General features: G+C 39.0%; 22 protein-coding genes. 7 read left to right on the plus strand and 15 right to left on the minus strand.

The features are described from left to right. Positions 1 to 15 precede the first annotated feature (15 nt). Entirely contained in the window at positions 16 to 1,503 is a 1,488-nt protein-coding gene (locus tag M2R48_RS19965; protein ID WP_262087255.1) for a YifB family Mg chelatase-like AAA ATPase, read from the plus strand. Positions 1,504 to 1,536: 33 nt separating this feature from the next. Beyond that, entirely contained in the window at positions 1,537 to 2,046 is a 510-nt protein-coding gene (locus tag M2R48_RS19970) for a GNAT family N-acetyltransferase (RefSeq protein ID WP_262087257.1), read from the plus strand. 64 nt (positions 2,047 to 2,110) lie between these two features. Here M2R48_RS19970 and M2R48_RS19975 read toward each other — a convergent pair whose 3' ends face one another. Next, positions 2,111 to 2,881, minus strand: a complete 771-nt coding sequence (locus tag M2R48_RS19975; protein WP_262087258.1) for a TorF family putative porin — start codon at positions 2,879 to 2,881, stop codon at positions 2,111 to 2,113. Positions 2,882 to 3,380: 499 nt separating this feature from the next. Continuing rightward, on the minus strand, positions 3,381 to 4,151 hold the full coding sequence (locus tag M2R48_RS19980; RefSeq protein WP_262087260.1) for a TorF family putative porin: 771 nt from the start codon (positions 4,149 to 4,151) through the stop codon (positions 3,381 to 3,383). 309 nt (positions 4,152 to 4,460) lie between these two features. Between M2R48_RS19980 and M2R48_RS19985 the strand changes: the two genes are divergently transcribed. Beyond that, positions 4,461 to 5,786: an OprD family outer membrane porin gene (locus M2R48_RS19985; protein ID WP_096735327.1), complete on the plus strand. Its 1,326-nt coding sequence runs from the start codon at positions 4,461 to 4,463 to the stop codon at positions 5,784 to 5,786. Between the two features lie 103 nt (positions 5,787 to 5,889). On the opposite strand, the gene ppa is transcribed toward M2R48_RS19985, so the two are convergent. Further along, the gene (gene ppa / locus M2R48_RS19990; RefSeq protein WP_004725270.1) at positions 5,890 to 6,414 is read right to left on the minus strand and encodes an inorganic diphosphatase; all 525 of its coding nucleotides are present in this window, start codon (positions 6,412 to 6,414) and stop codon (positions 5,890 to 5,892) included. Between the two features lie 121 nt (positions 6,415 to 6,535). Then, the gene (locus M2R48_RS19995) at positions 6,536 to 6,934 is read right to left on the minus strand and encodes an MAPEG family protein (RefSeq protein WP_004725268.1); all 399 of its coding nucleotides are present in this window, start codon (positions 6,932 to 6,934) and stop codon (positions 6,536 to 6,538) included. 67 nt (positions 6,935 to 7,001) lie between these two features. Between M2R48_RS19995 and M2R48_RS20000 the strand changes: the two genes are divergently transcribed. Further along, positions 7,002 to 7,427, plus strand: coding sequence for a hypothetical protein (locus tag M2R48_RS20000; RefSeq protein WP_051065591.1), 426 nt, complete (start codon positions 7,002 to 7,004; stop codon positions 7,425 to 7,427). 84 nt (positions 7,428 to 7,511) lie between these two features. Here M2R48_RS20000 and M2R48_RS20005 read toward each other — a convergent pair whose 3' ends face one another. The 8 genes from M2R48_RS20005 to M2R48_RS20040 form a co-directional block, all read right to left on the minus strand. Continuing rightward, complete coding sequence (locus tag M2R48_RS20005) at positions 7,512 to 9,185, minus strand: long-chain-fatty-acid--CoA ligase (protein ID WP_004816532.1); 1,674 nt, start codon at positions 9,183 to 9,185, stop codon at positions 7,512 to 7,514. A gap of 149 nt (positions 9,186 to 9,334) precedes the next feature. Further along, positions 9,335 to 11,554 (minus strand): DNA topoisomerase IV subunit A, encoded by a 2,220-nt coding sequence (parC, locus tag M2R48_RS20010; RefSeq protein ID WP_262087261.1) that lies wholly within the window; start codon positions 11,552 to 11,554, stop codon positions 9,335 to 9,337. Between the two features lie 243 nt (positions 11,555 to 11,797). Next, positions 11,798 to 12,100: a hypothetical protein gene (locus M2R48_RS20015; protein WP_262087262.1), complete on the minus strand. Its 303-nt coding sequence runs from the start codon at positions 12,098 to 12,100 to the stop codon at positions 11,798 to 11,800. 184 nt (positions 12,101 to 12,284) lie between these two features. Beyond that, positions 12,285 to 13,604, minus strand: a complete 1,320-nt coding sequence (locus M2R48_RS20020; protein ID WP_004816527.1) for an MFS transporter — start codon at positions 13,602 to 13,604, stop codon at positions 12,285 to 12,287. Positions 13,605 to 13,658: 54 nt separating this feature from the next. Beyond that, complete coding sequence (locus M2R48_RS20025; RefSeq protein ID WP_262087263.1) at positions 13,659 to 14,162, minus strand: GNAT family N-acetyltransferase; 504 nt, start codon at positions 14,160 to 14,162, stop codon at positions 13,659 to 13,661. 61 nt (positions 14,163 to 14,223) lie between these two features. Further along, a complete protein-coding gene (locus M2R48_RS20030; protein WP_004816523.1) occupies positions 14,224 to 14,868 on the minus strand; it encodes a trimeric intracellular cation channel family protein in 645 nt (214 codons plus the stop codon). Positions 14,869 to 14,929: 61 nt separating this feature from the next. Beyond that, positions 14,930 to 15,397, minus strand: a complete 468-nt coding sequence (locus M2R48_RS20035) for a YchJ family protein (RefSeq protein WP_262087265.1) — start codon at positions 15,395 to 15,397, stop codon at positions 14,930 to 14,932. A gap of 182 nt (positions 15,398 to 15,579) precedes the next feature. Further along, positions 15,580 to 17,163, minus strand: a complete 1,584-nt coding sequence (locus M2R48_RS20040) for a TerC family protein (RefSeq protein WP_262087266.1) — start codon at positions 17,161 to 17,163, stop codon at positions 15,580 to 15,582. 373 nt (positions 17,164 to 17,536) lie between these two features. On the opposite strand from M2R48_RS20040, the gene M2R48_RS20045 reads away from it, so the two are divergent. Continuing rightward, positions 17,537 to 18,166, plus strand: coding sequence for a TIGR00730 family Rossman fold protein (locus M2R48_RS20045; protein WP_262087268.1), 630 nt, complete (start codon positions 17,537 to 17,539; stop codon positions 18,164 to 18,166). Between the two features lie 111 nt (positions 18,167 to 18,277). Here M2R48_RS20045 and M2R48_RS20050 read toward each other — a convergent pair whose 3' ends face one another. Next, complete coding sequence (locus M2R48_RS20050) at positions 18,278 to 18,631, minus strand: GlpM family protein (protein WP_262087269.1); 354 nt, start codon at positions 18,629 to 18,631, stop codon at positions 18,278 to 18,280. Positions 18,632 to 18,731: 100 nt separating this feature from the next. After that, positions 18,732 to 19,496, minus strand: a complete 765-nt coding sequence (locus tag M2R48_RS20055) for a hypothetical protein (protein ID WP_262087270.1) — start codon at positions 19,494 to 19,496, stop codon at positions 18,732 to 18,734. Between the two features lie 478 nt (positions 19,497 to 19,974). Between M2R48_RS20055 and uvrA the strand changes: the two genes are divergently transcribed. Together uvrA and M2R48_RS20065 are read left to right on the plus strand one after the other, a co-directional pair. After that, complete coding sequence (gene uvrA, locus M2R48_RS20060; protein ID WP_262087272.1) at positions 19,975 to 22,806, plus strand: excinuclease ABC subunit UvrA; 2,832 nt, start codon at positions 19,975 to 19,977, stop codon at positions 22,804 to 22,806. 251 nt (positions 22,807 to 23,057) lie between these two features. Next, positions 23,058 to 23,627 carry a hypothetical protein gene (locus M2R48_RS20065; protein WP_262087273.1) on the plus strand — a complete coding sequence of 190 codons (570 nt, stop codon included), beginning with the start codon at positions 23,058 to 23,060 and terminating at the stop codon, positions 23,625 to 23,627. Between the two features lie 79 nt (positions 23,628 to 23,706). Here M2R48_RS20065 and M2R48_RS20070 read toward each other — a convergent pair whose 3' ends face one another. Next, a complete protein-coding gene (locus M2R48_RS20070) occupies positions 23,707 to 25,419 on the minus strand; it encodes a GGDEF domain-containing protein (protein ID WP_262087275.1) in 1,713 nt (570 codons plus the stop codon). Between the last annotated feature and the right edge of the window lie 246 nt (positions 25,420 to 25,665).

A 25,665-nucleotide genomic window follows, 5' to 3' on the forward strand; every position in this document is an offset into this window, starting at 1 on the left:
ATGTGGAAAACAACAATGTCTTTAGCCAAAATTTATACCCGAGGTTTGCTCGGGCTACATGCACCTTTAATTGAAGTTGAGGTCCATGTTAGTGCAGGGCTGCCTTCTTTAACAATTGTTGGCTTAGCTGAAGCAGCAGTTCGTGAAAGTAAGGATCGAGTTCGATCTGCCATTATCAATAGTGGTTATCAATTCCCTACCAAGCGCTTAACCATCAATCTCGCACCTGCGGATCTTCCCAAAGATGGCTCTCGTTTAGATCTGCCCATTGCACTCGGTATCTTGATTGCCACAGGGCAACTTCCTGAAAATGTCACAGATCATTTTGAGTTTATTGGTGAATTAGCGCTGGATGGACACTTAAGACCAATTACAGGGACCTTAACCATTGCAATGGCATGTCAAATGGCCAAGCATCAATTGATGTTGCCGCAGGAAAATGCTGCTGAAGCAGCGCAATTGCCTGAGTTTCAGGTATTTGCTGCACAGCACTTAAAACAAGTCTGTGAGCATTTCTTAAATCTACAAAAAATTGATGCAACTGCTCGGCAAAAAATACCGCAAGACAATACCTACAAATTTGATTTGGCAGATGTCAAAGGGCAATTACGCCCACGACGCGCTTTAGAAATTTCAGCAGCAGGTGGACATTCCCTTTTATTTAAAGGCCCACCGGGTACAGGTAAAACCCTATTAGCGTCACGCTTACCGAGTATTTTACCAGCCTTAAATCCACAAGAAAATCTTGAAGTTGCCAGTATTTATTCAATTGCCAAGACCAAACACCATTTTGGACAGCGCCCATTTCGCGCCCCACACCATACCGCGTCTGCAATCGCTCTCGTCGGTGGCGGTTCAAATCCAAAACCCGGAGAAATTACGCTGGCGCACTTAGGTGTACTATTTTTAGACGAGCTGCCTGAGTTTGACAAAAAAGTGCTCGAAGTTTTAAGGCAACCTCTCGAATCTAAAGAAATCGTTATCTCTAGAGCATCACGCCAAATTACATTTCCCGCCAACTTTCAATTGATTGCAGCAATGAACCCCTGCCCTTGTGGTTATGCATTTAATCAAGACAGTCGCTGCCAATGTTCGGCTGAAGCAATTAAGCGCTATCAAAATCGAATTTCAGGTCCATTATTGGATCGTATTGATTTACATATCGATGTGCCACCATTAAAAGCCCAAGAATTGCAGGATCAAACGCCTGTCGAAGATTCAGCAACTGTACGGGAACGGGTAATTGATGCGTGCGATTTTCAAATCCAAAGACAAGGCTATTTAAATCACAACTTATCGCCAAAAGACTTAGAAAAATATGTGATTTTAGATGAAACATCCAAGCAAATATTGGAAATGGCACAACAACGTTTGAATTTATCCGCGCGGGCATATCATCGAATTTTACGTGTTTCAAGGACCATTGCAGATTTGGCTCAAAGTGAGCAAATCCAAAGTACCCATTTAACCGAAGCCTTGTCATATCGTGGAACTCAATCTTAGAATCCAAACTATGACGTATAGAAGATAAATAACATGCTAAATCTAACCCTACGCAACGAACAAGCAGATGACATTGAAAATATTTTCAATCTCACTCAATTGGCTTTTTTAAATGCAGCGCATACTGACCACACAGAACACTTAATCGTCAATGCACTCAGAGAGGCAAATCAATTAACCATTTCAGTTGTTGCTGAATTGGATCAACAGATTATTGGGCATGTGGCAATTTCACCTGTGGAGATTTCTTCTGGCGCACAACATTGGTATGGTTTAGGTCCAATTTCAGTTGCACCAGAATACCAACACCAAGGTGTGGGTAAGGCGTTAATACAACAGTCCTTACAGCAACTAAAACAACTTGGCGCTGCTGGGTGTGTAGTCCTTGGCGATCCTGCCTATTATTCCAAATTTGGCTTTCAACCGCATGACAGTTTAATCCTTGAAGGTGTGCCTGCTGAATATTTTCAAGCCCTTAGCTTTGACCAAAGCATTCCACAAGGAACGGTAAAATATCATCCAGCATTTGAAGTGAAAGCCTAATTTATTTCAAAATCGCAAAAAATAAAGGTGACTCAAGGTCACCTTTATAGATCTTAATTTGCGCTTAGAACGCTTTAGTTAAAGTAAACACCGCACCTGTTTCAACACCACGTTTTCCAGAATTAGTGAATCCATCAGTATCAATATTGGTTCCGATTGCTGCAAGTTCCGCTGTTACTCCCGGAATAGATTTAACGGCATAGTTCACCCCGACTTTCCAGTCGACATAATTGTCGTTGCCATCAGGTAATGCTTTTTTATCCATTGTGGTATAGCCCACATTGGCAAGCCCACCAAACCCTGTATCACCAAATGGCGCTGAATAGCCAACGTTAAAATTCCAACTGTTCCCACCAACTGCTGCCCAGTCATTGGTATAGTTCACATTGGTCAATAAACTACTGCCTTTAACCAAGACATCGGCAAATATTAATTTTGCATAAAACTCAGTCCAGTTAAAATCACTGCTTGCACTTGGATAATTATATTCAACAACACCAACATCCAAAGTCGGTTTAAAGGTTGGAGATAATGCCAATGCTGTTGTATAACCAATAGATGGATCTAATTCTAAATGTGGATCTGCCTCACCAAAATTTACATTTGAACCCCAAAGAGCCGCATATAAACCTGAACTATGCGATAAGGTAAAACCCGCTTGTACTGCTGGATCGTTATAATTTTGAGTCATACCGCGAAAACGATAGTCACTCGTTACGGCAGCACTACCTGAAAAGCTTAAACCTAATTTTGACAGTGCGTTGTCTTCCGCCATTGCCATTGTTGCTGTAGACGATAGAACTGCCAATGTTAGTGCTTTAGTTGAGAATTTCATCTTAAGTGCTCCCCCATCATACGATGTTTATTTGTTATGCTAAAATTTGATGAACTCCCTAAGCAATTAGCAATTGCCATGCCAAGATGAAACTCAAGCTGTTTATAAAATTCAGAAATACGCAGTAATATATTGATAATCAATATTTTAAAATTAAAAAATTGTAGATGCTTTTTTTTATTCTTCAATTGTTGAACACATGCTATTTCAAGCATCACTTGATGGAACTGATTCATACCGACCTACTTTAAACATGGTTTTAATGCAAAGTAGTATGAAAAATCTAAGCGTAAATTTTCTATAATGTGCTTTATTGTTGTCATAAAAAGCGTATAAATATTGCTTTAGGCTTTTTATATAAGATGATTTTAGGGGTGGATATTGTTTTTGCTCAGAAAAAGCACACAGTTTAAAAAATGCCTAAAAAAAGTGCATGCCCAATGTTCAGTCATACACTTAAATAAAATGAGTCAGGCTGAATGACTCACGCATGTTCATGTTAAAAACTATAAGCTAAACCAAATACCAGATTGTCCTTATACGCTTCACCTAAACGATCTTTACCGCCGATCACATAGTCTAATGAAGCAGCAACACCTGTATTGGCAATGGTTTTACTGACTCCCAAGCGTATTTCGCTCAATGCAAAATTCTGTTCGGTTTGCACAATACTGTCATCATGATGACTGTTATATAGAGATGCGCCAATAGAACTGTTAAAAATAAAATCTTGAACCAAAGCATGACGGTAAGCAATGCTGAGATAAACATCACCAGCATTGGCAGCGGATGCATCAGCTAACATCACTGAAGCACCCGCAGTTAGATTCTTATAACTTAGCTCAGCAGATAAATCGGTATAGGTGGTTTTACGATGATCAGCTTGATCGGCATAAACAGTACCGCCTTTATGATAAACATATGCAGTGGTTTTTAAGTTATAGCTCCAATTTTGCGCAATTTCCTGAGCATAAGCTAAATAAAAATTATTTTCAAAACCATGATTTTGTCTATCATCTGCGGGGTTATAGCTCAGTGTAGAACCCCAATACCCCACCGTGATGCCACTTTTATGTGCATAACTTAAACCGCCTTGCGCAGCAATATCATCATTTTCAACTCCACCTCGATAGATATACTTGGATACCAGTCCCACATTTCCAGAGATCGTGCCATTTTTAACCAAGACATTTGATTCGTCAGCAAATGTAGGGCACGACGCGATACATATAGGCATTGCCCATAACAGTTTAGAAATAAGTGAGTTCATGATGGCAAACAGGTGGGCGTATAAATAAAGGCGAATTTTACTGTGTTTTTAAATTTTTGGTAAAAAACATGGAGATAAATTCAGCATATTTTCTAATTTATTTTACATTTCACATAAAATCATCATTTTAACAATTCTTTAGAACTTTTTTTCATAAGTAAAGAAATTAATATTGCGTAAAAGATTACAGAAATGTAATATTTTTAAGCAAAAGAGATTCCCTTTTTATAGATTAAATATACAATTCATCCACAATCTGTTCTGAATTCGATCAGTCAGTGCAATTTATTCTCGTTCACGAGGCAATTCATGTTGAATGCTCCAAAACTTACTTTAGCTGTATTAATTAACGCGGTTCTAATATCCCCTACATTTGCTAGCGAACAAAGTGAAGCAAAAGGGTTCGTTGAAGATGCCAAAGGTTCTGTATTGTTTCGTACAGGTTATATCCTTCGTGATAAAAAACACGGTATTGACGATCAAAGCTCATTTGCACAAACTGCAATTGTTGACTTAGATTCAGGCTTCACTCAAGGTATCGTCGGTTTCGGTGTTGGTGTGGTTGGTGATGGTTCTTTTAAAATCGGTCCAAACAACCATGCTGGCAATAACATGATTGCACTCAAAAATAATGGTGCAAGAGACGCAAATGGACGAGTTGATCCATATGATCATTGGGCACGTGGTGGCGCAAACGTAAAAGCTCGTTTCTCAAATACGACTGTACGTTATGGTACACAAGTTTTAGATTTACCTGTACTGGCAAGTAATACAACACGTCTTGTTCCTGAATATTTTACAGGTACGTTATTAACCAGCCATGAAATTAAAAATTTAGAACTTGTTGCTGGTAAATTCACTAAAGACCAAATGTCTGATCAGATCAGTACTGATGGTAATAAATTAGATGATGCAATTGTTTGGGGTGCTAAATACAAATTTGATGACCAACTGAGTGCATCTTATTATGGTTTAGATTCTAAAAATGCGTTAGAACGTCATTATATCAATGCAAATTATAAATACCCATTGGCAAATCAAAGTTCTTTAACTTTTGATTTCAGTGGTTATCACACCAAGTTTGATAAAAATGCCAATACCTATTCTGCAACTGGTCCTGTCGATGTGGATTATGCAAGCACAGGTAAAGCAGGCGTAGAAAAAACCAATAATATCTGGGCATTGTCTTCTACTTATAATCAAGGTCCGCACACTGTGATGTTGGCTTACCAACAAAATACGGGTGATGTGGGTTATGACTATGGTCAAAATGCTGACGGTTTCCAAAGTATTTATTTACCAAACTCTTATATGTCTGATTTTATTGGTAACCATGAAAAATCAGCACAAGTTCAATATAACCTAGACTTTAGCAATTATGGTGTTGCTGGCTTAAATTGGACCACAGCATTTGTTTATGGTTGGGATATTAAAGTCCGCAACGTGACTGATGATGCACAAGAACGTGAATTCTTTAATCAGGTGAAATACACCATGCAAAGCGGTTTTGCAAAAGATGCGAGCTTACGTCTACGTCACTCTTACTACCGTGCAAGTGAAGCGTATAATCCTGTCTATATTGGTGATACCAATGAATGGCGTATTTTCTTAGACATTCCTGTGAAATTTTTCTAATTTAGAATAAGTCTACAGAAACAAAAAAAACCTGCATTGAATCATGCAGGTTTTTTTATGGGTTTGAACATTCATTAATCTTCAAACCACGTTTAAATCAGGCTTATTTTGCAGCTTCGATTGCTTTTAAGACTTCAGCTTTGGCAACTTCTGAACTTTCCCAACCTGTCAATTTAACCCATTTACCAGGCTCTAAATCTTTGTAATGTGCAAAGAAATGTTCAATTTGATTCAATAATAAAGCAGGAAGATCTGAATATTCTTTCACATCTTTATAAAGTGGAGTCAATTTGTCATGTGGAACTGCGATTAGTTTCGCATCAATACCACCATCATCTTCCATGTTTAATTTACCAACAGGACGACAACGAATCACTGAACCATGTACCAATGGGTGTGGAGTTACAACCAATACGTCTAATGGGTCACCATCTTCAGACAATGTATTTGGTACATAACCATAGTTCGCTGGGTAGAACATTGCTGTACCCATGAAACGATCTACAAATAAAGCATCTGAATCTTTATCTACTTCATATTTAATCGGTGCAGCATTTGCTGGGATTTCGATAATTACGTAGATGTCATTTGGTGCATCTTTACCAGCAGGAATATTGCTATAGCTCATAGGATACTCTTTCAAGTGAGGTCTTATTTAAAATCTTGTCGATTATAACGCTAAATTGCGCAAACAGATGCGGATTATACATTTTGCATCATCAAAATGAATGAATTTCATCGAAAACTGTTTAGACGATGCGAATAACCAATAACAATAAAATAATTGGGCAAGCTAAAGACAAAGCCCAAATAATGGTACGTAGCGCTGAAATATTCGCCAGATAGCAAATTCCATAAATAATGCGTAACACGATATAGGCAATCCCTAACATCATAATCAGATGTTGTGATACCACCATATACTCTGCCATTAAAATTGCAGCAATAAATAAAGGTAAGCTCTCAAAACTATTCTGTTGTACTGCATTGGCACGTGCCGCCAAACCTGTGGTTTTGGCTAAAAATTCACGTGGATTCTGATTATCAGCAGCTTTAAAACCACCAGACGCTTTCGCAATAATGGTAAAAACATAAGGAAGTAAACAGGCAATTAGAATTAAATATATGATGCCATCTATCCCAGACATGATTTTTTCTCATGAAGTGTTAATGCGAGTTATCATAGCATGGCATGAACAGAATATTTTTTGTTAAATGCAGAGTTTTGCAAAATTGTGTAGTGAGGACAATAACGTGCAACCAGATCAAAATGAATTGTTTGAGGTTTTAGAAAAGCAGCGCCATCAACAAGCGGAGATTGATCGTATTCTTAAAATTGTATTGCCAATTTTGGCTTTTCTCTTGTGCGTGATTTGTGCAAATTACAATTGGCAATCCACTTTGGGGACACTTATTGTTTTGGTGGTGGCCTTTTTTGCGGTCGGCATAAAGCGTATGAATCTATACTTTTGGTTAGCCATTATTGTCGTATACTGTTTAATCGATATTTATTTTAGCTATGGCAGTATTCATCCTTCTGCACTGGGTCGTCAAATGGGCACCATGCTAACCTTTACAGCAATTGTAGGCTTAAGCCGCCCCTATATTGACGGTTGGTATATTCGTTCGCATAAAAAATAAAAGCACCACATAAAGCGATCGATTGTTTTACCTCAAGCATAAAAAAGCGCCATTATTGGCGCTTTTTTATTTTTAACTTTTCAATTATTTACGTAAATCTTTACGAAGGATTTTACCTACATTCGATTTTGGTAAATCATCCATAAATTCAACATAACGCGGACGTTTATAACCAGTTAAGTTTTCTTTTGCATATTCAAGAACTTCTTCAGTGGTTAAAGACGGATCTTTTTTCACCACAAATAGTTTTGGCACTTCACCAGATTTTTCATCAGGTACACCAATTGCAGCCACTTCAAGCACTTTTGGATGTTGCGCAATCACTTCTTCAATTTCAGAAGGATAGACGTTAAAGCCTGATACTAAAATCATGTCTTTCTTACGATCGACAATTTTGAAATAACCGCGGGTATCCATGATCCCAATATCACCAGTACGGAAATAACCATCCGCTGTCATGACTTTTGCAGTTTCATCTGGGCGATTCCAATAGCCTTTCATCACTTGAGGACCACGAATCGAGATTTCACCCTGCTCACCTTGTGACAAATGATTGCCATCATCATCTAAGATCGCAACATCAGTCAGTGGTAAAGGAATACCAATTGTGCCGCTAAACTCAGTCGTTGCAGGTGGGTTTGCAGTTGCAACTGGAGAAGTTTCAGATAAACCATAACCTTCAATAATGATGGTTCCAGTAACTTTTTTCCATTCTTCAGCGGTTGACGGCAACACGGCCATACCACCACCCATCGCCATTTTTAACTTACTGAAGTCGAGCTGTCTAAATTCTTCATTATGTACCAACGCATTGAACAAAGTATTTACCGCAGGGAAGAAACCTGGTTGGTATTTACGTAATTCTTTAATCACCGCAGGTAAATCACGTGGATTTGGAATCAGAATATTTGCCTGACCTTTATACATACCATACATCGCACACACCATGAATGCGAAGATGTGATAAAGCGGTAAAGCACAGAAGATACGATCATCTTTCGCGCCATCACCTTGACCAAATTTACTTTGGAAAATGCCATCACATTGCAGCAAGTTTGCAACTAAGTTACGGTGCGTCAGTTCCGCCCCTTTGGAAACACCCGTAGTACCACCTGTGTACTGAAGTACAGCAGTATCACTGAGGGTCATGGTTGGACGTTTATAATTGCTTGGACTTACTTTTGCCAATGCTGCATTAAACTTAATATGTCCTGGAATATTCCAGTCTGGAATTTGTTTACGCACTTTACGTAAAACAAAATTCACCAAAGTACCTTTTAAAGTACCCAACATATCGCCAACGGATGCAACAACAACATGTTTTACAGGTGTTTTGCCAATAATCGCTTGATAAACAGTCGCAAAGTTTTCAACAATGACTAAAGCTTCAGCGCCTGAGTCATTAAGTTGGTGTTCTAATTCACGTGCTGTATAAAGTGGATTCACATTCACAAGTACCAAACCTGCACGGAATACACCTAAAGCAACAACGGGATACTGAAGGACGTTAGGCATCATCACTGCGACACGTGAACCTTTTGCCAAACCTAAACTTTGCAAATAAGTCGCAAATTTACGGCTTGCCAATTCAAGGTCACTGAATGACATCACTTTATCCATGAAGATAAAGGCATCACGTGAACCAAATTTTTGGAAATTACGCTCAAAAATATCAATAAGAGAGCTATTTTCCTGTGGCAATTCTACTGTTTCTGGAATTCCAGTTTTTTGATATTCAGCGAACCAAACTTTTTCCATAATGCCATAATCTCCAATCAGTAATCCTTAGTTTTAAACTGTTTTTCTCAATATTGAACATAATTTTTTGGCTTCTTTGTGCTCAATATTGCATCCATTTTCACGAACACTTTGCATATATAACGTATTTCAATCCAAGGATGCTAGTTTTATCTTTGAATCAACAGTTTATTTGCTTTTTGATATCCGCGCGGCAACAACTGACCTTTTGATGCGCGTTTACCGATATATTTCTGTAAATCTTCCCCTTTTAATTTTAATTGTTGCTGCCCTGCAAGCACTTGTATTACTTCATCTAAATTCAAAGTTAACATAAACTGAACAGACTCATTAGTTTCAAGTTGTATCAACTTATTTCCTTTACCTTTATTCAGCGTTGGCAAGTCAGATAATTCAATTAAAAGTAGGCGTCCTGCTGAGCTGAGTATAGCCAAATGAGTATGGTTTTCAACGACTTCAATTGGCATTGCTGTCGCATTTTCAGCAACAGTCAGGAATGTTTTACCTGCTTTGGCATTGGTATCCAATTGTTTAGCTTGCGATTTAAAGCCATAACCTTTTGAACTTACAGCAACTATTTCTTTTTCTTCATCTTCAATCAGGACTTGCATAAAGCCCACACCATTGGCTGGAGAAAGTTTTGAACTCAACGGTTCTCCTAAACCACGCGCCGATGGCAAACTATTTATGGCCAAAGCATAACTTCGTCCAGTTTCATCTAAAATATATACTTTCTGATTGGACTTGCCTTGTGCTGAACTCAAGTACTGATCACCAGCACGGAAATTTAATTTTTCAACATCAATATCATGACCTTTGGCTGCACGAACCCAGCCCGCTTCAGAAAGGATCACTGTTACCGCTTCAGCTGGCATTAAATCTTGTTCACTAATGGCTTGTGATTCTTCACGTTGCACAATCGGTGAACGACGATCATCACCAAACTTCTTCGCATCATCTTTAAGTTCTTCGATAATCAAAGATTTTAATGACTCTGGATTTGCAAGTTGTTCACGAATCACCGCTGCTCTGGCCTCAAGTTCTTCTTGCTCACGGCGCATTTCCATTTCTTCAAGTTTTGCCAAATGGCGTAACTTAAGCTCTAAAATTGCTTCTGCCTGAACTTCATCAATATTGAAACGCATCATCAACACTGCTTTAGGTTGATCTTCTTCACGAATAATTTTGATCACTTCATCAATGTTCAAATATGCAATGATCAAACCACCAAGAATATGTAGGCGCTTTTCAATTTTATTCAGATGATATTGCAGACGACGTGTGACAGTACTCTTACGAATTTCAATCCATTCTAATAAAATGCGACGAATTGATTTAACTTGTGGACGACCATCAGCACCGATCATGTTCATATTGACACGATAGCTCGACTCTAAATCGGTTGTCGCAAACAAATGACTCATGACTGCATCGGCATCAATACGGTTTGAACGTAATACAATCACCAAACGTGTTGGATTTTTATGGTCTGATTCATCACGTAAGTCACTGACCAATGGCAGTTTTTTGGCTTGCATTTGATCTGCAATTTGCGTGATGACTTTCGAGCCAGAAACTTGATATGGCAGTTCAGTGATGATAATTTCATTTTTTTCAATGGTATATACGGCACGGGTCCGATAGCTACCACGTCCAGTCATTTGAATTTTTAATAATTCATCACGTGGTGTAATAATTTCTGCTTTGGTCGGTAAGTCAGGCGCAGGAATATATTCTGCAATTTTTTCATCTGTTAAGTTTGGATTACGGATTAAAGCAATCGTACCTTTAACCACTTCACGTAAATTGTGTGGCGGAATATCCGTTGCCATTCCCACTGCAATACCAGTGGTACCATTGAGTAAAATATTTGGTACACGCGCTGGTAAATTGACCGGCTCTTTCATTGAACCATCAAAGTTATCTTGCCAATCACAGGTCCCTTGACCTAATTCAGAAAGTAACAAATCACTATAAGGTGAAAGTTTGGCTTCGGTATAACGCATAGCTGCAAATGATTTAGGATCATCAGGCGAACCCCAGTTCCCTTGCCCTTCAATAAATGGGTAACGGTAACTAAATGGCTGTGCCATCAACACCATGGCCTCATAACAGGCTGAGTCACCATGCGGATGGTATTTACCCAATACATCACCGACTGTACGTGCAGACTTTTTCGGCTTACCGCTTGGTTTTAATCCCAATTCGCTCATCGCATAAACGATACGGCGTTGTACAGGTTTTAAACCATCACTAATGTGTGGCAATGCACGATCCATAATCACGTACATGGCATAGTTGAGGTAAGCTTGTTCAGTAAATTCTGCTACGGAACGATTTTCTGTCGCATGATGCGCAAGGCTTGTCATAACAACCTTTTATCCTAAATAAGTGCGTTCTAAATAAATGTTTTGTATCTACGTTCTTATGCTAAGTCGCAGGGTCTGACTACACAAGTGCAAGTGTACCCTACAACGACAAATTGCGTCTTTAGATCTTTCTAATGACGTAAAATTATCCATTTTTTAAGAAATGAGCAACTTTTATTTAAACTGCTATTTTTAAATTGGGGTATGCGCTTTATTTCAAATGAAATTTATAAATGCTGAAACTTATTGAAGTGGTCCATTTCGCGTTTTTATAGAATGAATGCTCGAACTCAACAACCACCCGATCCCATATAGAAACAGTAAAGTAACAGGAACCACAAAACTGTACGCTTGCATCCAAGACAGCCGATCGAATAAAGCGCCTAAGCCAATTGCATTAGATGCCGACACTTGAAAACCTATCGGTAATTGTAAGAAAACAAAGTTTCCTTTGTTATCCGTCATTGGATCTAACGCGATATAAAGACAAAATGCGGTAAGCAAAAGATAAACAATACAAAAGCTTAATCCTATTTTGCTTTTCATTATTTCGCCCTCAATACTGGTCTGATCTATTTGATAATATCGCTATGAATGGTTGGTTTTTTTAATTTTAACGTTAGAGAAATTAAAATGGCTGAGAGGCAAGATTAACCCTATATCAGCCATTGTATACTTTTTCTTTGTTATCGTTTTTTAGCGCTATGTTTTTATATATTTTAATAAACCACTATAACCCAATCTCTTCTAAGGTCTTACCTTTGGTTTCTTCACCCAAGACCAAAACCACAGCTGCAACAGCGAAAAGTACAATCGTAAACATCATAAAGACTGAACTAAATCCATCACTTGCCACCATCATATGGGTCACCACCAACGGTGCGACAATTCCCCCCATACGACCGATTGCAGATGCCCAACCTGAGCCAAAAGCACGAATATTGGTTGGGTATTGTTCAGGTGTATAAGTATATAGCACCCCCCATGCACCCAAATTAAAGAACGACATTAAGCATCCCCACAACATAATCATATTGACTGAGGTCGCTTGACCAAAGAAGTAAGCAGAAAGCGCACACATAGCAATAAAACCAGCGAGGGTTACTTTACGTCCAAGCTTTTCCACCAACCAAGCCGCAGCCACATAACCGGGTAATTGTGCCAAAATCATCCCGAGTACATATTCAAAAGACTGCACAATGGTATAGCCCTGCTTGACCAGCAAACTTGGTAACCAAGTAAAAATGCCATAATAAGAATAGACAATACCAAACCAAATCAACCACAGCATCAAAGTACGACGGGCAAAAGCACCTGACCAAAGCTGTGAAAATGAAATCGTTTGTTTTGCTGAAACAGGTTTGACTTCAATGGTTTCAATCACTTCTACCCCACACTGCCGTTCCAGTTTCTGTACCAGTGCATGGGCTTCTTCAATTCGTCCACGATTAATCAAATAAGGAACCGATTCAGGCACTTTTTTGAGAATCATAAAAACATAAATTGCAGGTAAACCACCAATCAAAAATGCTATATGCCAACCATAATCAGGAATTACAAAATAAGAAATAAGCGCAGCAACAAGCCAGCCAAGTCCCCAGAAACTTTCTAAAAGTACGATAAATCGACCACGTACTTGAGCGGGGATATATTCACTGACCAAAGTCACAGCCACAGGAAGTTGCCCACCCAGCCCTAATCCGACAATAAAACGGAACAGCAATAACCAAGTCAGATTCGGTGCAAAAGCACATAACGCGGTTGCAATGCTATAGGTCACCAAAGTAATCGCAAAGACTGTTCTACGACCAATTCGATCGGCCAAACCACCGGAAAATACAGCACCAATTGCCATACCCACAAAGCCAATGGAGACCACCCAGCCTTTTTCAGTAGGGGTCATTTGCCATTCTTCCGCCATTTTGGTGAGAATAAAGGAGATCAGTCCTGTATCCATGGCATCAAACATCCAGCCCAACCCGATCACCCAGAGTAAGGTATAGTGAAATTTACCTATGGGTAAGCGTTGTACACGTGATACTAAATCCATAATGCACTCAACAAATATGTAAAAGCAGAAACAACTTTGGCTCGCAGTTTAATTTTAAAGACTGAACAGCAGAATTTCTCCTGCTAGTCCGTCAAAATCTTTAAACTCTTGAGAATGGAAACCATTGTTTATCAATATTTTTCTTGAAGCTATATTTTCGGGATCAATAATAGCCATGAGATCCTTTAAATATGCTTGTTGTTTTGCATGCTCAATTAAAAATGTAACAACCTGACTAGCAATACCTTTTCCCCAATATTCGGGTAAAAGCATATAGCCCAATTCCGCAGTTGTTGCTGTTGGCCGATCCAACTCAAGTTTGGCTAAACCCATAAAGTCATTTGTTTGAGCATCAAGAATTTTATAATTTCCCAATGCCACATCATAGGTATTCTTGGATAAAATCTTGGCAAATTCTGTATGTGCTTCCTCAAGCGTTAATGCTCGCTCGGTAATCATTTGCATGACTTTAATATTTTTGACCAATTCAAAATACACAGCAAAATCTAGCTCAGTAAATTTTTCAAGTTTAATATTTTGCTGAATCAGATATGACATACCAAGCTCAAAGTTAAACGTAGCGATTCACAGTCAATAGCTGCTGTTCAAGCATCCATTCTTAGGACTCATCTTTAGAAGATGCCGATTGTTCATCATGATCTTTATAGATAAATTTCGGCATTTCCAAACCAAAATAAATCGCCACACAACGTAATGCAAAACCAAAAACTAAAGTAGAAACCACAGTAATTTCAAGCGATAAACCAAAATCTATACAGAACCAATAGAAAATCACCGCGACAAAGGAAATCGACGCATACAGTTCACGACGGAAGACCAGCGGAACATCATTACACAGAATATCTCGTAGAATACCACCAGATACCCCTGTTAATACCCCAGCAACCGCGGAAACCACAAAACCATGCCCCATTTGCAAGGCAATTTGACAGCCAATAATGGTAAAACCAATTAAACCTAAAGCATCCAACAATAAGAAAATGGAATGTAAGTGCTTCATCCATTTGGCAATAATAATGGTGACAAAGGCAGCACAGCATGTCAGGACAAGGTATTCAGGATGTTTGACCCAAGTCAGTGGATAATGTCCAAGTAAAACATCTCGCACAGAACCGCCACCGAGTGCAGTGACACAGGCAATCAGTATCACCCCAAACCAGTCCATACTGCGTCGTCCTGCGGACAACGCTCCAGTCATGGCTTCTGCTGTAATGGCTATAATATAAATAATCGTCAGTAACATTGCCCTTCATCCACTGATGGGAAAAGATGCGCGCTATTTTAAGTCAAAAATGAACTAAAAGTTATAAAAATTGTGCACAACATTGCTTAAATTTTTTGGTGGATCCACAAATACATGGCTGTTTCATGGTGATTGGCTGATCTGTGGTTGGATCTAAGAAATACCATACACCATCATGCTGCACAAAGTGTGAAACTTCATGGTGTATTTGAGCCTGCTGACCATCATGAAAATGTGCTTTAAATTCAACTTGAGCATGATTTTTATCGAGCTTTTCTTGGGCTTGCACCACTTCGAGACTGAGCCATTGATTGGCTTTGCTCCAGTCTGAAATCGCTTTAACATCCAAAGCTTGCTGCTGTCCAAGCGCAGTGGTCTGAACAATATAATCAATCTCATGTTTGGCAAAAGCGCTATAACGCGAACGCATCAACTGTGCCGCTGTCTTGGCTTTGTTCTGACCCAAATGCAGCGGCTGACAGCATTCAGCATAAAGTGCTGAACCACATGGGCAGGATAGATTGGACATGAAAATACTCAAAATCTGAATAGGTTCAATGATAATCCAACCCAGCAGGAAATCGAAACCTATTCTTTCTATATGAATGATGTCATTCAGCCATCATTTTAACGATATGGTTTAAGCCATTATTTTCAAAAACAAAATAAAAAGAAGCCAGTCTTTCGACTGGCTTCATTACAACAAATCCATTAGGACTCAGCATCTTTAGATTTTGTTAATGCCATAATATGCACCTTCTCAATCTTATGCCCATCCATCGTTACCACTTCAAACTCATAACCATCGACTTGAAGCTTTTGACCATTTTCAGGCAAACGCCCGAGATGGAACAGAATATAACCTGAGAGGGTTGAGTATTGTTCTGACTCATCGACTAAATCACGACCTAACAGCAAAGAAACATGACGAATATCGGTTGAACCTTCAAGGATCAACGAACCATCTTCAAGACTTTCCGCAGCAGCTTCTAGTTCATCTTCATCAGGGAACTCGCCTGCGATTGCTTCAAGCACATCAATCGGCGTTGCAATCCCTTCAATTGACCCATATTCATTTAATACAATCGCCATTTGTAAGGGTGCCTGACGAAGTTGTTCCATCACCATCAATACTTGCGCATTTTCATGCACAATCACAGGCTCGCGTAAGTGTTTTTCAAAATTTAAAACACCCGTTTCGATATAATCATTCAAAACTTTATGGGTTAAAACAATACCCGCGATATTATCCAATTCACCATGCGCCAAAATTAAACGTGAATGTGACATTGCCATCAAATTTTCTTTAATGCTGGCTTCGTCTTCATCCAAATCTAACCATTCTAGTTCAGGGCGCGGTGTCATGACCGATTTTACTGGACGTTCTGATAGTCCTAAGACCCCTTGAACCATAACACTATGGTAAGCGCCATTTTCATCATCAAAAATTTCATCTGCCAGTGCTTGTGTTGCAATCACATCATCCGCTTTAGCATTTTGACTATCGGCACTTTTTCCGCCTAACATTTTCAATACCGCCGAAGCAGTACGGAAACGTAAGTCGGTCGTTGTCACCATTTTCTCTTGGTTTTTACGCATGGTTTGGTTCATAAACTCGATCAGCACCGAGAAACCAATCGCTGCATATAAGTAACCTTTTGGAATGTGATAACCAAAACCTTCGACGATCAATGAAAAACCAATCATCATCAAAAAGCCAAGACATAGAATCACTACTGTCGGGTGCTTATTGACAAAGTCCATCAAAGCTTTCGATGCCCACAGCATAATAGCTACGGCAATCACCACAGCGATCATCATCACTGAAAGTTCTTTCACCATTCCCACAGCGGTGATCACACTGTCTAGGGAGAATACTGCATCTAAAACAACAATTTGGACAATGACCATCCAAAATACAGCATGTACAGGATTTTCTTCTTTAAGATCCTGACCACCTTCAAGGCGTTCATGTAGTTCCATTGTGCCTTTAAACAATAAGAACACACCACCAAACAGCAGGATCAGATCACGCCCAGAAAAAGCATGCTCAAAGAGATGGAATAATGGTTCGGTTAATGTCACCACCCATGCAATGGATGCCAGTAACACCATTCGCATACAGAGGGCAAGTAAAAGCCCAATAATCCTTGCTTTATCACGTTGTTCAGGCGGAAGTTTTTCTGCCAAAATTGCAATAAATACAAGGTTATCAATACCCAAAACGATTTCTAAAACAACTAAAGTTGCAAGACCAACCCATGCAGAAGGATCAGACATCCACTCAAGTATCATTGATCTTGCTCCATTGAAAATGTGCAATAGCTATTTTCAGCATGTGAGAACTGTAAATTTCGGAATTGAGAAGAAAACTTTAGTGTATTTTGAACTATTATTTTGTCTAAAGATTGTGCATTTTCGGAGCGACTACAACCACTACCCATGATGATTCATTTGTTGATAAATAAGCGTTAATTATAGGCAATCCAGATAGGAATTTCATCTCATTTATCAGGATTTTTACTGATTTATCTAAAATTAAATACAAAATCAAAGTGATACAAATCATTGCAAAAGCGCCGATAACACAACATGTTTTTGTCACATTTCTTACTTAAAGTAGTAGAAATGTATAAGAACATGATAAGTTAAGGTGAAAAAATAAATTATGAATAGTGTATTGCCTGTAATGATGAATAAACCTTTCGAATTAGATCAACAACATAAAGCCACACAATGTTTAATCGCGCTCTATTGTGGCTCCCGACCTGGAAATAACCCCACCTATCGAGAAAAAGCCATCCAACTTGCCCAAGGCATCGCAGAACAAGGTTTTGGGATCGTCTATGGCGGTGCAAGTATTGGCTTAATGGGCCAAGTTGCAGATACGGTCACGGAACATGGCGGTGATGTTGTGGGTGTTATTCCCGAATTTATGCTGGATTATGAAATTGCCCATAACCAATTAACAGAATTACATATTGTACAAAACATGCATGAACGTAAGGCTATGATGGCTGAACGCGCGAGTGCTTTTGTCGCTCTACCAGGTGGCTTTGGTACCTTTGAGGAAATTTTAGAAGTCGCGACATGGGGACAATTGAATCAACATCAAAAACCAATGATGTTATATAACGTCAATGGTTTCTATGACCATTTGATTGCGCAATTAGACCATGCTGTTATTGAAGGTTTTTTACCGCCTCAACATCGGGCAAAACTGATTGTGTGTAATCATGCAGATCAAATTTACAATGCCATTAAGAACCTAGAAAGCCCAAAACAATTTATTGTTTAAACAGCTGATTATTCAACCATATCCCTAAAAAATGAGCCTTAATCAAAGGCTCATGAACGTCACAATCCACTCAAAAGTATTCATTGCAACTCTTTTTATTGATTCAATACATCATAAAACCGATCCATTCTGAAACAATTGCCATGCATAAATCAAAACCGCAGCAGCCACAATCCAGCATAACGTTGCAATCCCTAAACAAGACCACATCGAAAGCTTAGTTGCCAATAAATAGACTATGAACAAATAAATGAAATACGGTATCAACGACCACAGCCCAAATAAGGCTGTTTGCTTTAAGGCTTCAGCACCTTTTTCCTGCGCCACAATCACATGTGCGATCAATGCAAACGTTGGAAAAAGTGGGACTAAACCTGCAATATAAAATGCCTTACTTTTTGAAAGGATTGAAATCAGCAAAACCACTGCTGCACCCAGAATACATTTCAAAAATAAAGACAACATCTAAAATTACTCAAACACATGATCAGTGCAAGAGTTTACGCCAAGCGTGTAAATTTGAAATCTAAAATATTAGAAATTTAATGCGCTATAAGTTAAACCTTTAAAAAGCGCGTTTTAATTTGCCACGGTTAATAAACGCAACCAAACCCATGACAATCGCCATCACAATAAAAAAGATAAATTTTAGCTCACTTCTACTCAAGTGCGTCTCAGATTTATTCACTTCAGCTTGGGTAAAATCAGCTGGTACTGGCGGCAAAGGTGAGACATAAGAGGCTGGAATATTTTTAAAGTTTAATTCACTGAGTTCAGCAGGCTTTTCACCTTTGCCCACTAAAACATAAGCCGCAACAATGTCAAAATCCAAAGGATTTTGAATGCCAAATTTCACTTTGGTGGGTTCATAAGTGTTGTATTCAGGAATCCAGTCATTCACTTGACTATAAATACGAATGCTATCTGTTTTTTCCAATATCGGATCTGTAATCAGCTGTTCTGAAGTATCTTCAATGAATGTGTTTAAACCTTTGAATTGTTTAAATGAATATTGATTGGTTTGCGTCAAATTTTCTGCAATCAGTGTTTGATATACAGCATGCTCACTGGGATTGGCTTTATTTAACAGGCCTTGATTGTCCATGACAAACTCAACTTTTGCAGTAAGTCCCGGATAATTTTGTCGTCCAATCAAATAAACCGCCGTCCAAATTTGATCCCCCGCTTGTACATCTTCTAATTCTAATTCGTACAATTGATTTGGTTTTAAATTTAACACTTGATCAAATAAAACTTGTGAAGTCTCGCCTGCCAAGACATTGCAAGAAAATGCAAAACAAACAATTGATATAATTTTTCGTATATTCATTTTCGAGCCCTCCACAAGTGCGATAGATATCACACATTTTATAATAAAAACAATGATTAATCACAGAACCTTTGTCTAACAATTCTCTTTTTTAGATAAGTGGTTATTGATTGCATCACGGGACCAATCTTAAAGCTGATCTGGTTTATTCGTTCTACCCTATGCAATATCGAAATAAGTACTCAGAAATCAGCACAGCATCTAAAGCTGACTGCATATCTCATTTTTCTTCAATAACTTATTTTAAATAAATTATAGCTTTGATTTTAAATTAGCTGAATGCGACCCTAAAAATTATTGAAAACCATCATAAACATATGAATATTATTATTTTATTGAAAAACTCAAACTCCATCACAGTTTTAAATGGTCAGTTACATGACACAATTTGTCGTTTAAAAACTATTTTTTACAGCTTGAACAAAATTAAATCGCTATCATATACCCCTTTAATTCGCATAATTTCGAGAAAGCTTTTATGAGTCAAAGTCATATCCGTATTCGAGGCGCACGTACCCATAATTTAAAAAATGTGTCACTCGATATTCCACGTGACAAGTTTGTGGTCATCACAGGACTCTCAGGCTCAGGGAAATCATCTCTGGCTTTCGATACCTTATATGCTGAGGGTCAGCGCCGTTATGTCGAATCTTTATCTGCTTATGCACGTCAGTTTCTTTCACAAATGGAAAAGCCTGAAGTTGATTCAATTGAAGGTTTAAGCCCTGCGATTGCGATTGAACAGAAGTCTACCAGCCATAACCCCCGTTCAACCGTGGGAACCATTACTGAAATCTACGACTATTTACGTTTACTCTATGCACGTGTTGGCACACCCTACTGCCCAGAGCACGACTTGCCGATGGTTGCACAGACTGTTTCTGAAATGGTCGATGCAGTGAAAGGACTGGAGGAAGGCACAGCATTGATGCTCCTTGCACCAGTTGTTCGTGAGCGTAAAGGTGAATACAGCAACCTGTTTGAGCAATTACAGAGCCAAGGTTTTGTCCGCGCGCGTGTGGATGGTGAAGTGATTGATATCGATACACCGCCAGAACTCGATAAAAAGAAAAAGCACACCATTGAAGTTGTGGTTGACCGCTTTAAAGTCCGTGATGACTTAGGTAACCGAATTGCCGAAAGCTTTGAAACAGCCTTACGTTTAGGCAGTGATCTGGCGATTTTATCGTGGATGGGTGGTGAACATCCTGACCGTATATTTTCAGCAAAACATTCCTGCCCTGAATGCGACCGTGCTGTTGCTGAATTAGAACCACGCCTGTTCTCGTTCAATAACCCATTTGGTGCCTGCCCTGTCTGCGACGGTTTAGGTACCCGTAGTCATTTCAGTGCTGAAAAACTGATTCCAAGCCCAGATGTTTCTATTAGCCAAGGCGCAATCCGTGGCTGGGACAGACAACGTCCGTACTATTACAGCATGATTCAGAAAGTTGCAGATCATTTTGGGTTTTCGTTAGACACCCCTTGGAATGAACTCGATGCTGATACGAAAAAGAAATTTCTCTACGGTACAGGCAAAGAAAAAGTTGATCTTAGCTATATCGATGAGCGTGGTCGTAAACACAATCGGGTACAACCTTTTGAAGGTATTTTGCCTCATTTAGAGCGTCGTTATCGTGAAACTGAATCTAATTATGTCCGTGATGATCTAGCGCAGTACTTATCCAATGCCGCTTGTGATGCTTGTGGCGGCTCACGTTTAAATGAAATTTCACGTCATGTCCGTGTTAAAGACAAAACCATTGCCCAAATTACCAAAATGTCGATTGGTGATGCTGAAAGCTACTATCAAGATTTAAATCTTGAAGGTGCCAAAGGTGAAATTGCCGATAAAATTTTTAAAGAAATTCGCGAGCGTTTGCACTTCCTTGTATCAGTCGGTTTAAATTATTTAAGCCTATCTCGCTCTGCTGAAACACTTTCAGGTGGTGAAGCACAACGTATCCGCCTAGCCTCACAAATTGGTGCTGGTCTAATGGGGGTGATGTACGTTTTAGATGAGCCATCCATTGGGTTACACCAACGCGATAATGATCGTTTATTGGAAACACTTGTTCGTTTGCGTGATCTGGGCAATACAGTTTTAGTGGTTGAGCATGATGAAGATGCAATCCGTGCAGCCGACCATATTATTGATATTGGTCCGGGTGCTGGTGTGCATGGTGGTCATATCATTGCCGAAGGAACCTATGATGAACTTGCAGCCAATGAGAACTCTCTAACAGGAAAATACCTCTCTGGTAAGTTAAAAATTGCAGTGCCCAAAGAGCGAGTTAAACCGCCTAAGCCTGAAGAACAAATTAAACTGATGGGCGCATCAGGGCATAACTTACAAAATGTTGATTTGACGATTCCTTTAGGTGTAATGACTTGTGTGACAGGTGTTTCAGGTTCAGGTAAATCCACCTTAATTAACCGGACCCTGTTACCACTTGCAGCGACGCAATTAAATGGTGCAACCACCTTAACTGCTGAAAAGTTTGATTCGATTGATGGCTTACAATTCCTTGATAAAGTGGTAGACATTGACCAAAGTCCGATTGGACGTACTCCACGTTCTAACCCAGCGACGTATACTGGTTTATTTACCCCGATTCGTGAATTGTTTGCGCAAACCCCTGAAGCTAAAGCCCGTGGTTATGCTGCAGGTCGTTTCTCATTTAACGTCAAAGGCGGGCGCTGTGAGGTGTGTGAGGGTGATGGTATGATCAAAGTTGCCATGCACTTCTTACCCGATATGTACGTGCCTTGTGATAACTGTCATGGTCAGCGTTATAACCGTGAAACCTTGGAAGTTGGTTATAAAGGCAAGAATATTTCTGACGTATTGGAAATGACCGTCGAAGATGCGATGCATTTCTTTGATGCAATCCCTGTGATTCACCGTCGTTTAGAAACCTTAAACCAAGTCGGATTAGGCTATATTCGCTTAGGTCAGTCTGCAACAACGCTATCTGGTGGTGAAGCGCAACGGGTCAAACTGGCACGTGAGCTGGCAAAACGCGATACAGGTAAAACCTTGTATGTACTGGATGAACCAACCACTGGTTTGCATTTCCATGATATTGCCAAACTGCTCGATATTCTTCATGAACTACGCAATAAGGGCAATACCATTGTGGTGATTGAGCATAATCTCGATGTGATTAAGACTGCGGACTGGGTGATTGATTTAGGCCCTGAAGGTGGCGCAGGTGGTGGTCAGATTATTGCGGAAGGTACCCCAGAACAGGTGGTGAAATCTAAAGTTTCACATACAGCGAAGTTCTTAAAGCCGTTGTTGAAGTAACTCCCTGCATCTTTCACTCCCTCCTTTAAATAAGGAGGGAGTTTCTCTCTTTATCCCATAGGGCTTAGGGGGGAGATTAATCATCTAATCTTGAAATTTAATAGCTCATATAATTTTTATAAAACTCAGATTCGCGCCTTTCTCTTATATATTCCAATAATCATTGGCTTAATTTGAGGATTTGCTGAGCAAATTTTGCATTTCTAATTTAAACAAGGCAAGATCAATGCATAGCACAGGATATTTTCCTTATGAAGCTTCTTTACTTATGCTTTTTAGTCCCAAGTATCTGTTTACTCAGCAGTTGTAGTATAAACATTGCGGGTGGTAATGGCAGACCCGACAATCCTTATTTTATCACCACCCAGCCCTTACTGATTAAAAAAATACAGCTTCCTGTTGGCTCTACTTTGACCTACGAAAAACAGGGCTTTAAAACTGGCAGACAAAGTCAGTTAATGAATGAAAGTCAACTGCAAAGCATTTCAATGCCGAGTGGACAAACCATCACTTGGGGTGGTGTACCAATCAGTGCGATCAACAAATTCACCAACTCAGAAATGCGCGGCTTTAGCCTTAAAGCAGAATTTAAGCAGCTTGCTCCCAATCAAAACTCTGGCTTCTCCAAACAGTGGCAACGTTGCGGTGACGATCTGGGGATTGGTATTAAAAATACAGAGGATTGGTCATTTAATCTCAATAATATTATTGATGTGGAAAGCTGTAGTGTGCTGTATCAACGTCACTTTCAAGACAATGCAGAACAGCAACGATTTTTAAATCAATTGTATGCTGAGTTACGTAAAGTCACTGCAAAATAATTCAGTATTCTTATCATTGAATACTGATGATAAATCAATATTTTCTAACAGGTGAATCATCATCAAGATTCCCAGTCGATCATCCCACGACTTTATTTCGACCTTGTGCTTTGGCCTTAAATAGCGATGCATCTGCCCTATTAAATAAGGCTTCCCAACTTTCAGCCCCTGTTGCCACGCCAATACTGACAGAAACATTGAGCTGTTCGTTAGACATAGAACTGTTAAAATTTAACCGTGAGACATCAGCCAAAATGCTTTCAGAAATTTGCAACGCCCAATCCCATTGAATACGATCAATCAAAATCAAAAATTCATCGCCACCAAAACGTACAATCAAATCAGATTGCGCAATATTTGCTTTTAAACATTGAGCAATTTCAACAATAACCGAATCACCTAAAATATGCCCAAAGCGATCATTCACATATTTAAAATTATCAATATCCACCATGATCAAGGTCAACTCTTGAAACCGCTCGGTTTGTGTCGCAATATTTTTTAAATAAACATCTAAAGCCAATCGATTTGAAACACCGGTTAAACTGTCAGTGTTGGCACTATTTTGTAATTGAAATTCAAAAGCATCGCGTTGCTTGAGCATTTCTTTTAATTTATCAAGCGCATCAGTTAGGGTATGCACCTCTTTGGTTTGTATCGAAGCATCCCCTAGATAATCACGTTCTTGTACTTGTGACAGTTCCAAAATCATATTTCTTGCATATATTAAGGGTTCAAATAACTTTTTACGTGTATATAACATCGTAAAAACTGCGACCGACAATGACAAAAGAGAAATAAAGAGCGTGATAAAAAATTGACGTTGCTCCGATTCCATTCGATGACGTGCACTTAAGGCATGAGTTTCAAGTAGATATTTTTGTAAATTTACCACCGTGGTAAACTTATCCACGATTGCATCTGTCAGTTGGTTTGCCGTTAAAAAATAAGGCTGCTGATTTCTACTCTCTTGCACCAAACGATTTACGATGGGTAAACCTTGGTCAATAAATTGAGTTTTCACCTGACCATATAAATAAAGATACTCTGGCGTTTTTAAAGACTCTATTTGCATGGTATCCATCAAACGCCATAAATATTTAACCTGTTCTTGTGTTTGTAATGAACGTGCTTTGTTATATTCAGGCAGGGGTTCGGAAAAGCTTAGGGGTGCCATAATGTTAGACGCGACTCGTCCAGATTGATCACGTAAATCAGCCAATATCAGCACAATTGAAGCATAATCTGTCACATCGCTATTATTCTTTTTTGAATGGTTAATTAATTGCTGCAACATGGCTCTACAACTGTCCCACGCCCGAAACATTCCCTGAATCACTTGATCCATTTGCACTGAATTACGTTCTTTTAATGGTAAGGCTAAATAAGCATCGACTTGTTTGCGGGCAATGTTCAAATCATGTCTTAACTGAACATCAACTTGATCCGCCAAACTGCTAAACCCCGCCTTGTTTAAGGTCTCAACGGTTAAATTAATCTGCTGATCTACGCCCTTACGATAGTCCTGCAATTCTTTTATTCTGTCTGGAAAATTTGCTGTCGAGCTCGACATTGCTTTATTTGTTGGCGCTCTTTCCCGTGAAATTTTATTGGATGTTTCAGCAAAAACTTGCAAGGCTTGAATATTGACTAAAGCTCGATTTGCTCGACTATACTCTCGATAATTACTGATGATTTGTGGAACAGCAATTAACAAAACAGACAAAATGATGACTGACATGAGGATAAGCAAACGCGTGCTTATTTGTTCTGATCTGAGTTCATGCACCATCACCATGGTCCTGTGGGAAGTTATATCGCAATAAAGCTAAAGAAATTTTGTTTATATTATAGAATATATACACATAAACTACTCCACATAATCAAGTTTAATCTACAGCGTTCAACGCCTTTATATTATCGTTTTTATAGATGAGTAATATTCAAAATTCACATTTTACATATAAATAGAATTTGCATAAAATTAGACTTAGATAGAAATTCTCATGATTTGAAAATATATCTTTTTTTATTGCCC

The organism is Acinetobacter sp. I-MWF (genome assembly GCF_025433935.1).
GTDB lineage: Bacteria > Pseudomonadota > Gammaproteobacteria > Pseudomonadales > Moraxellaceae > Acinetobacter > Acinetobacter guillouiae.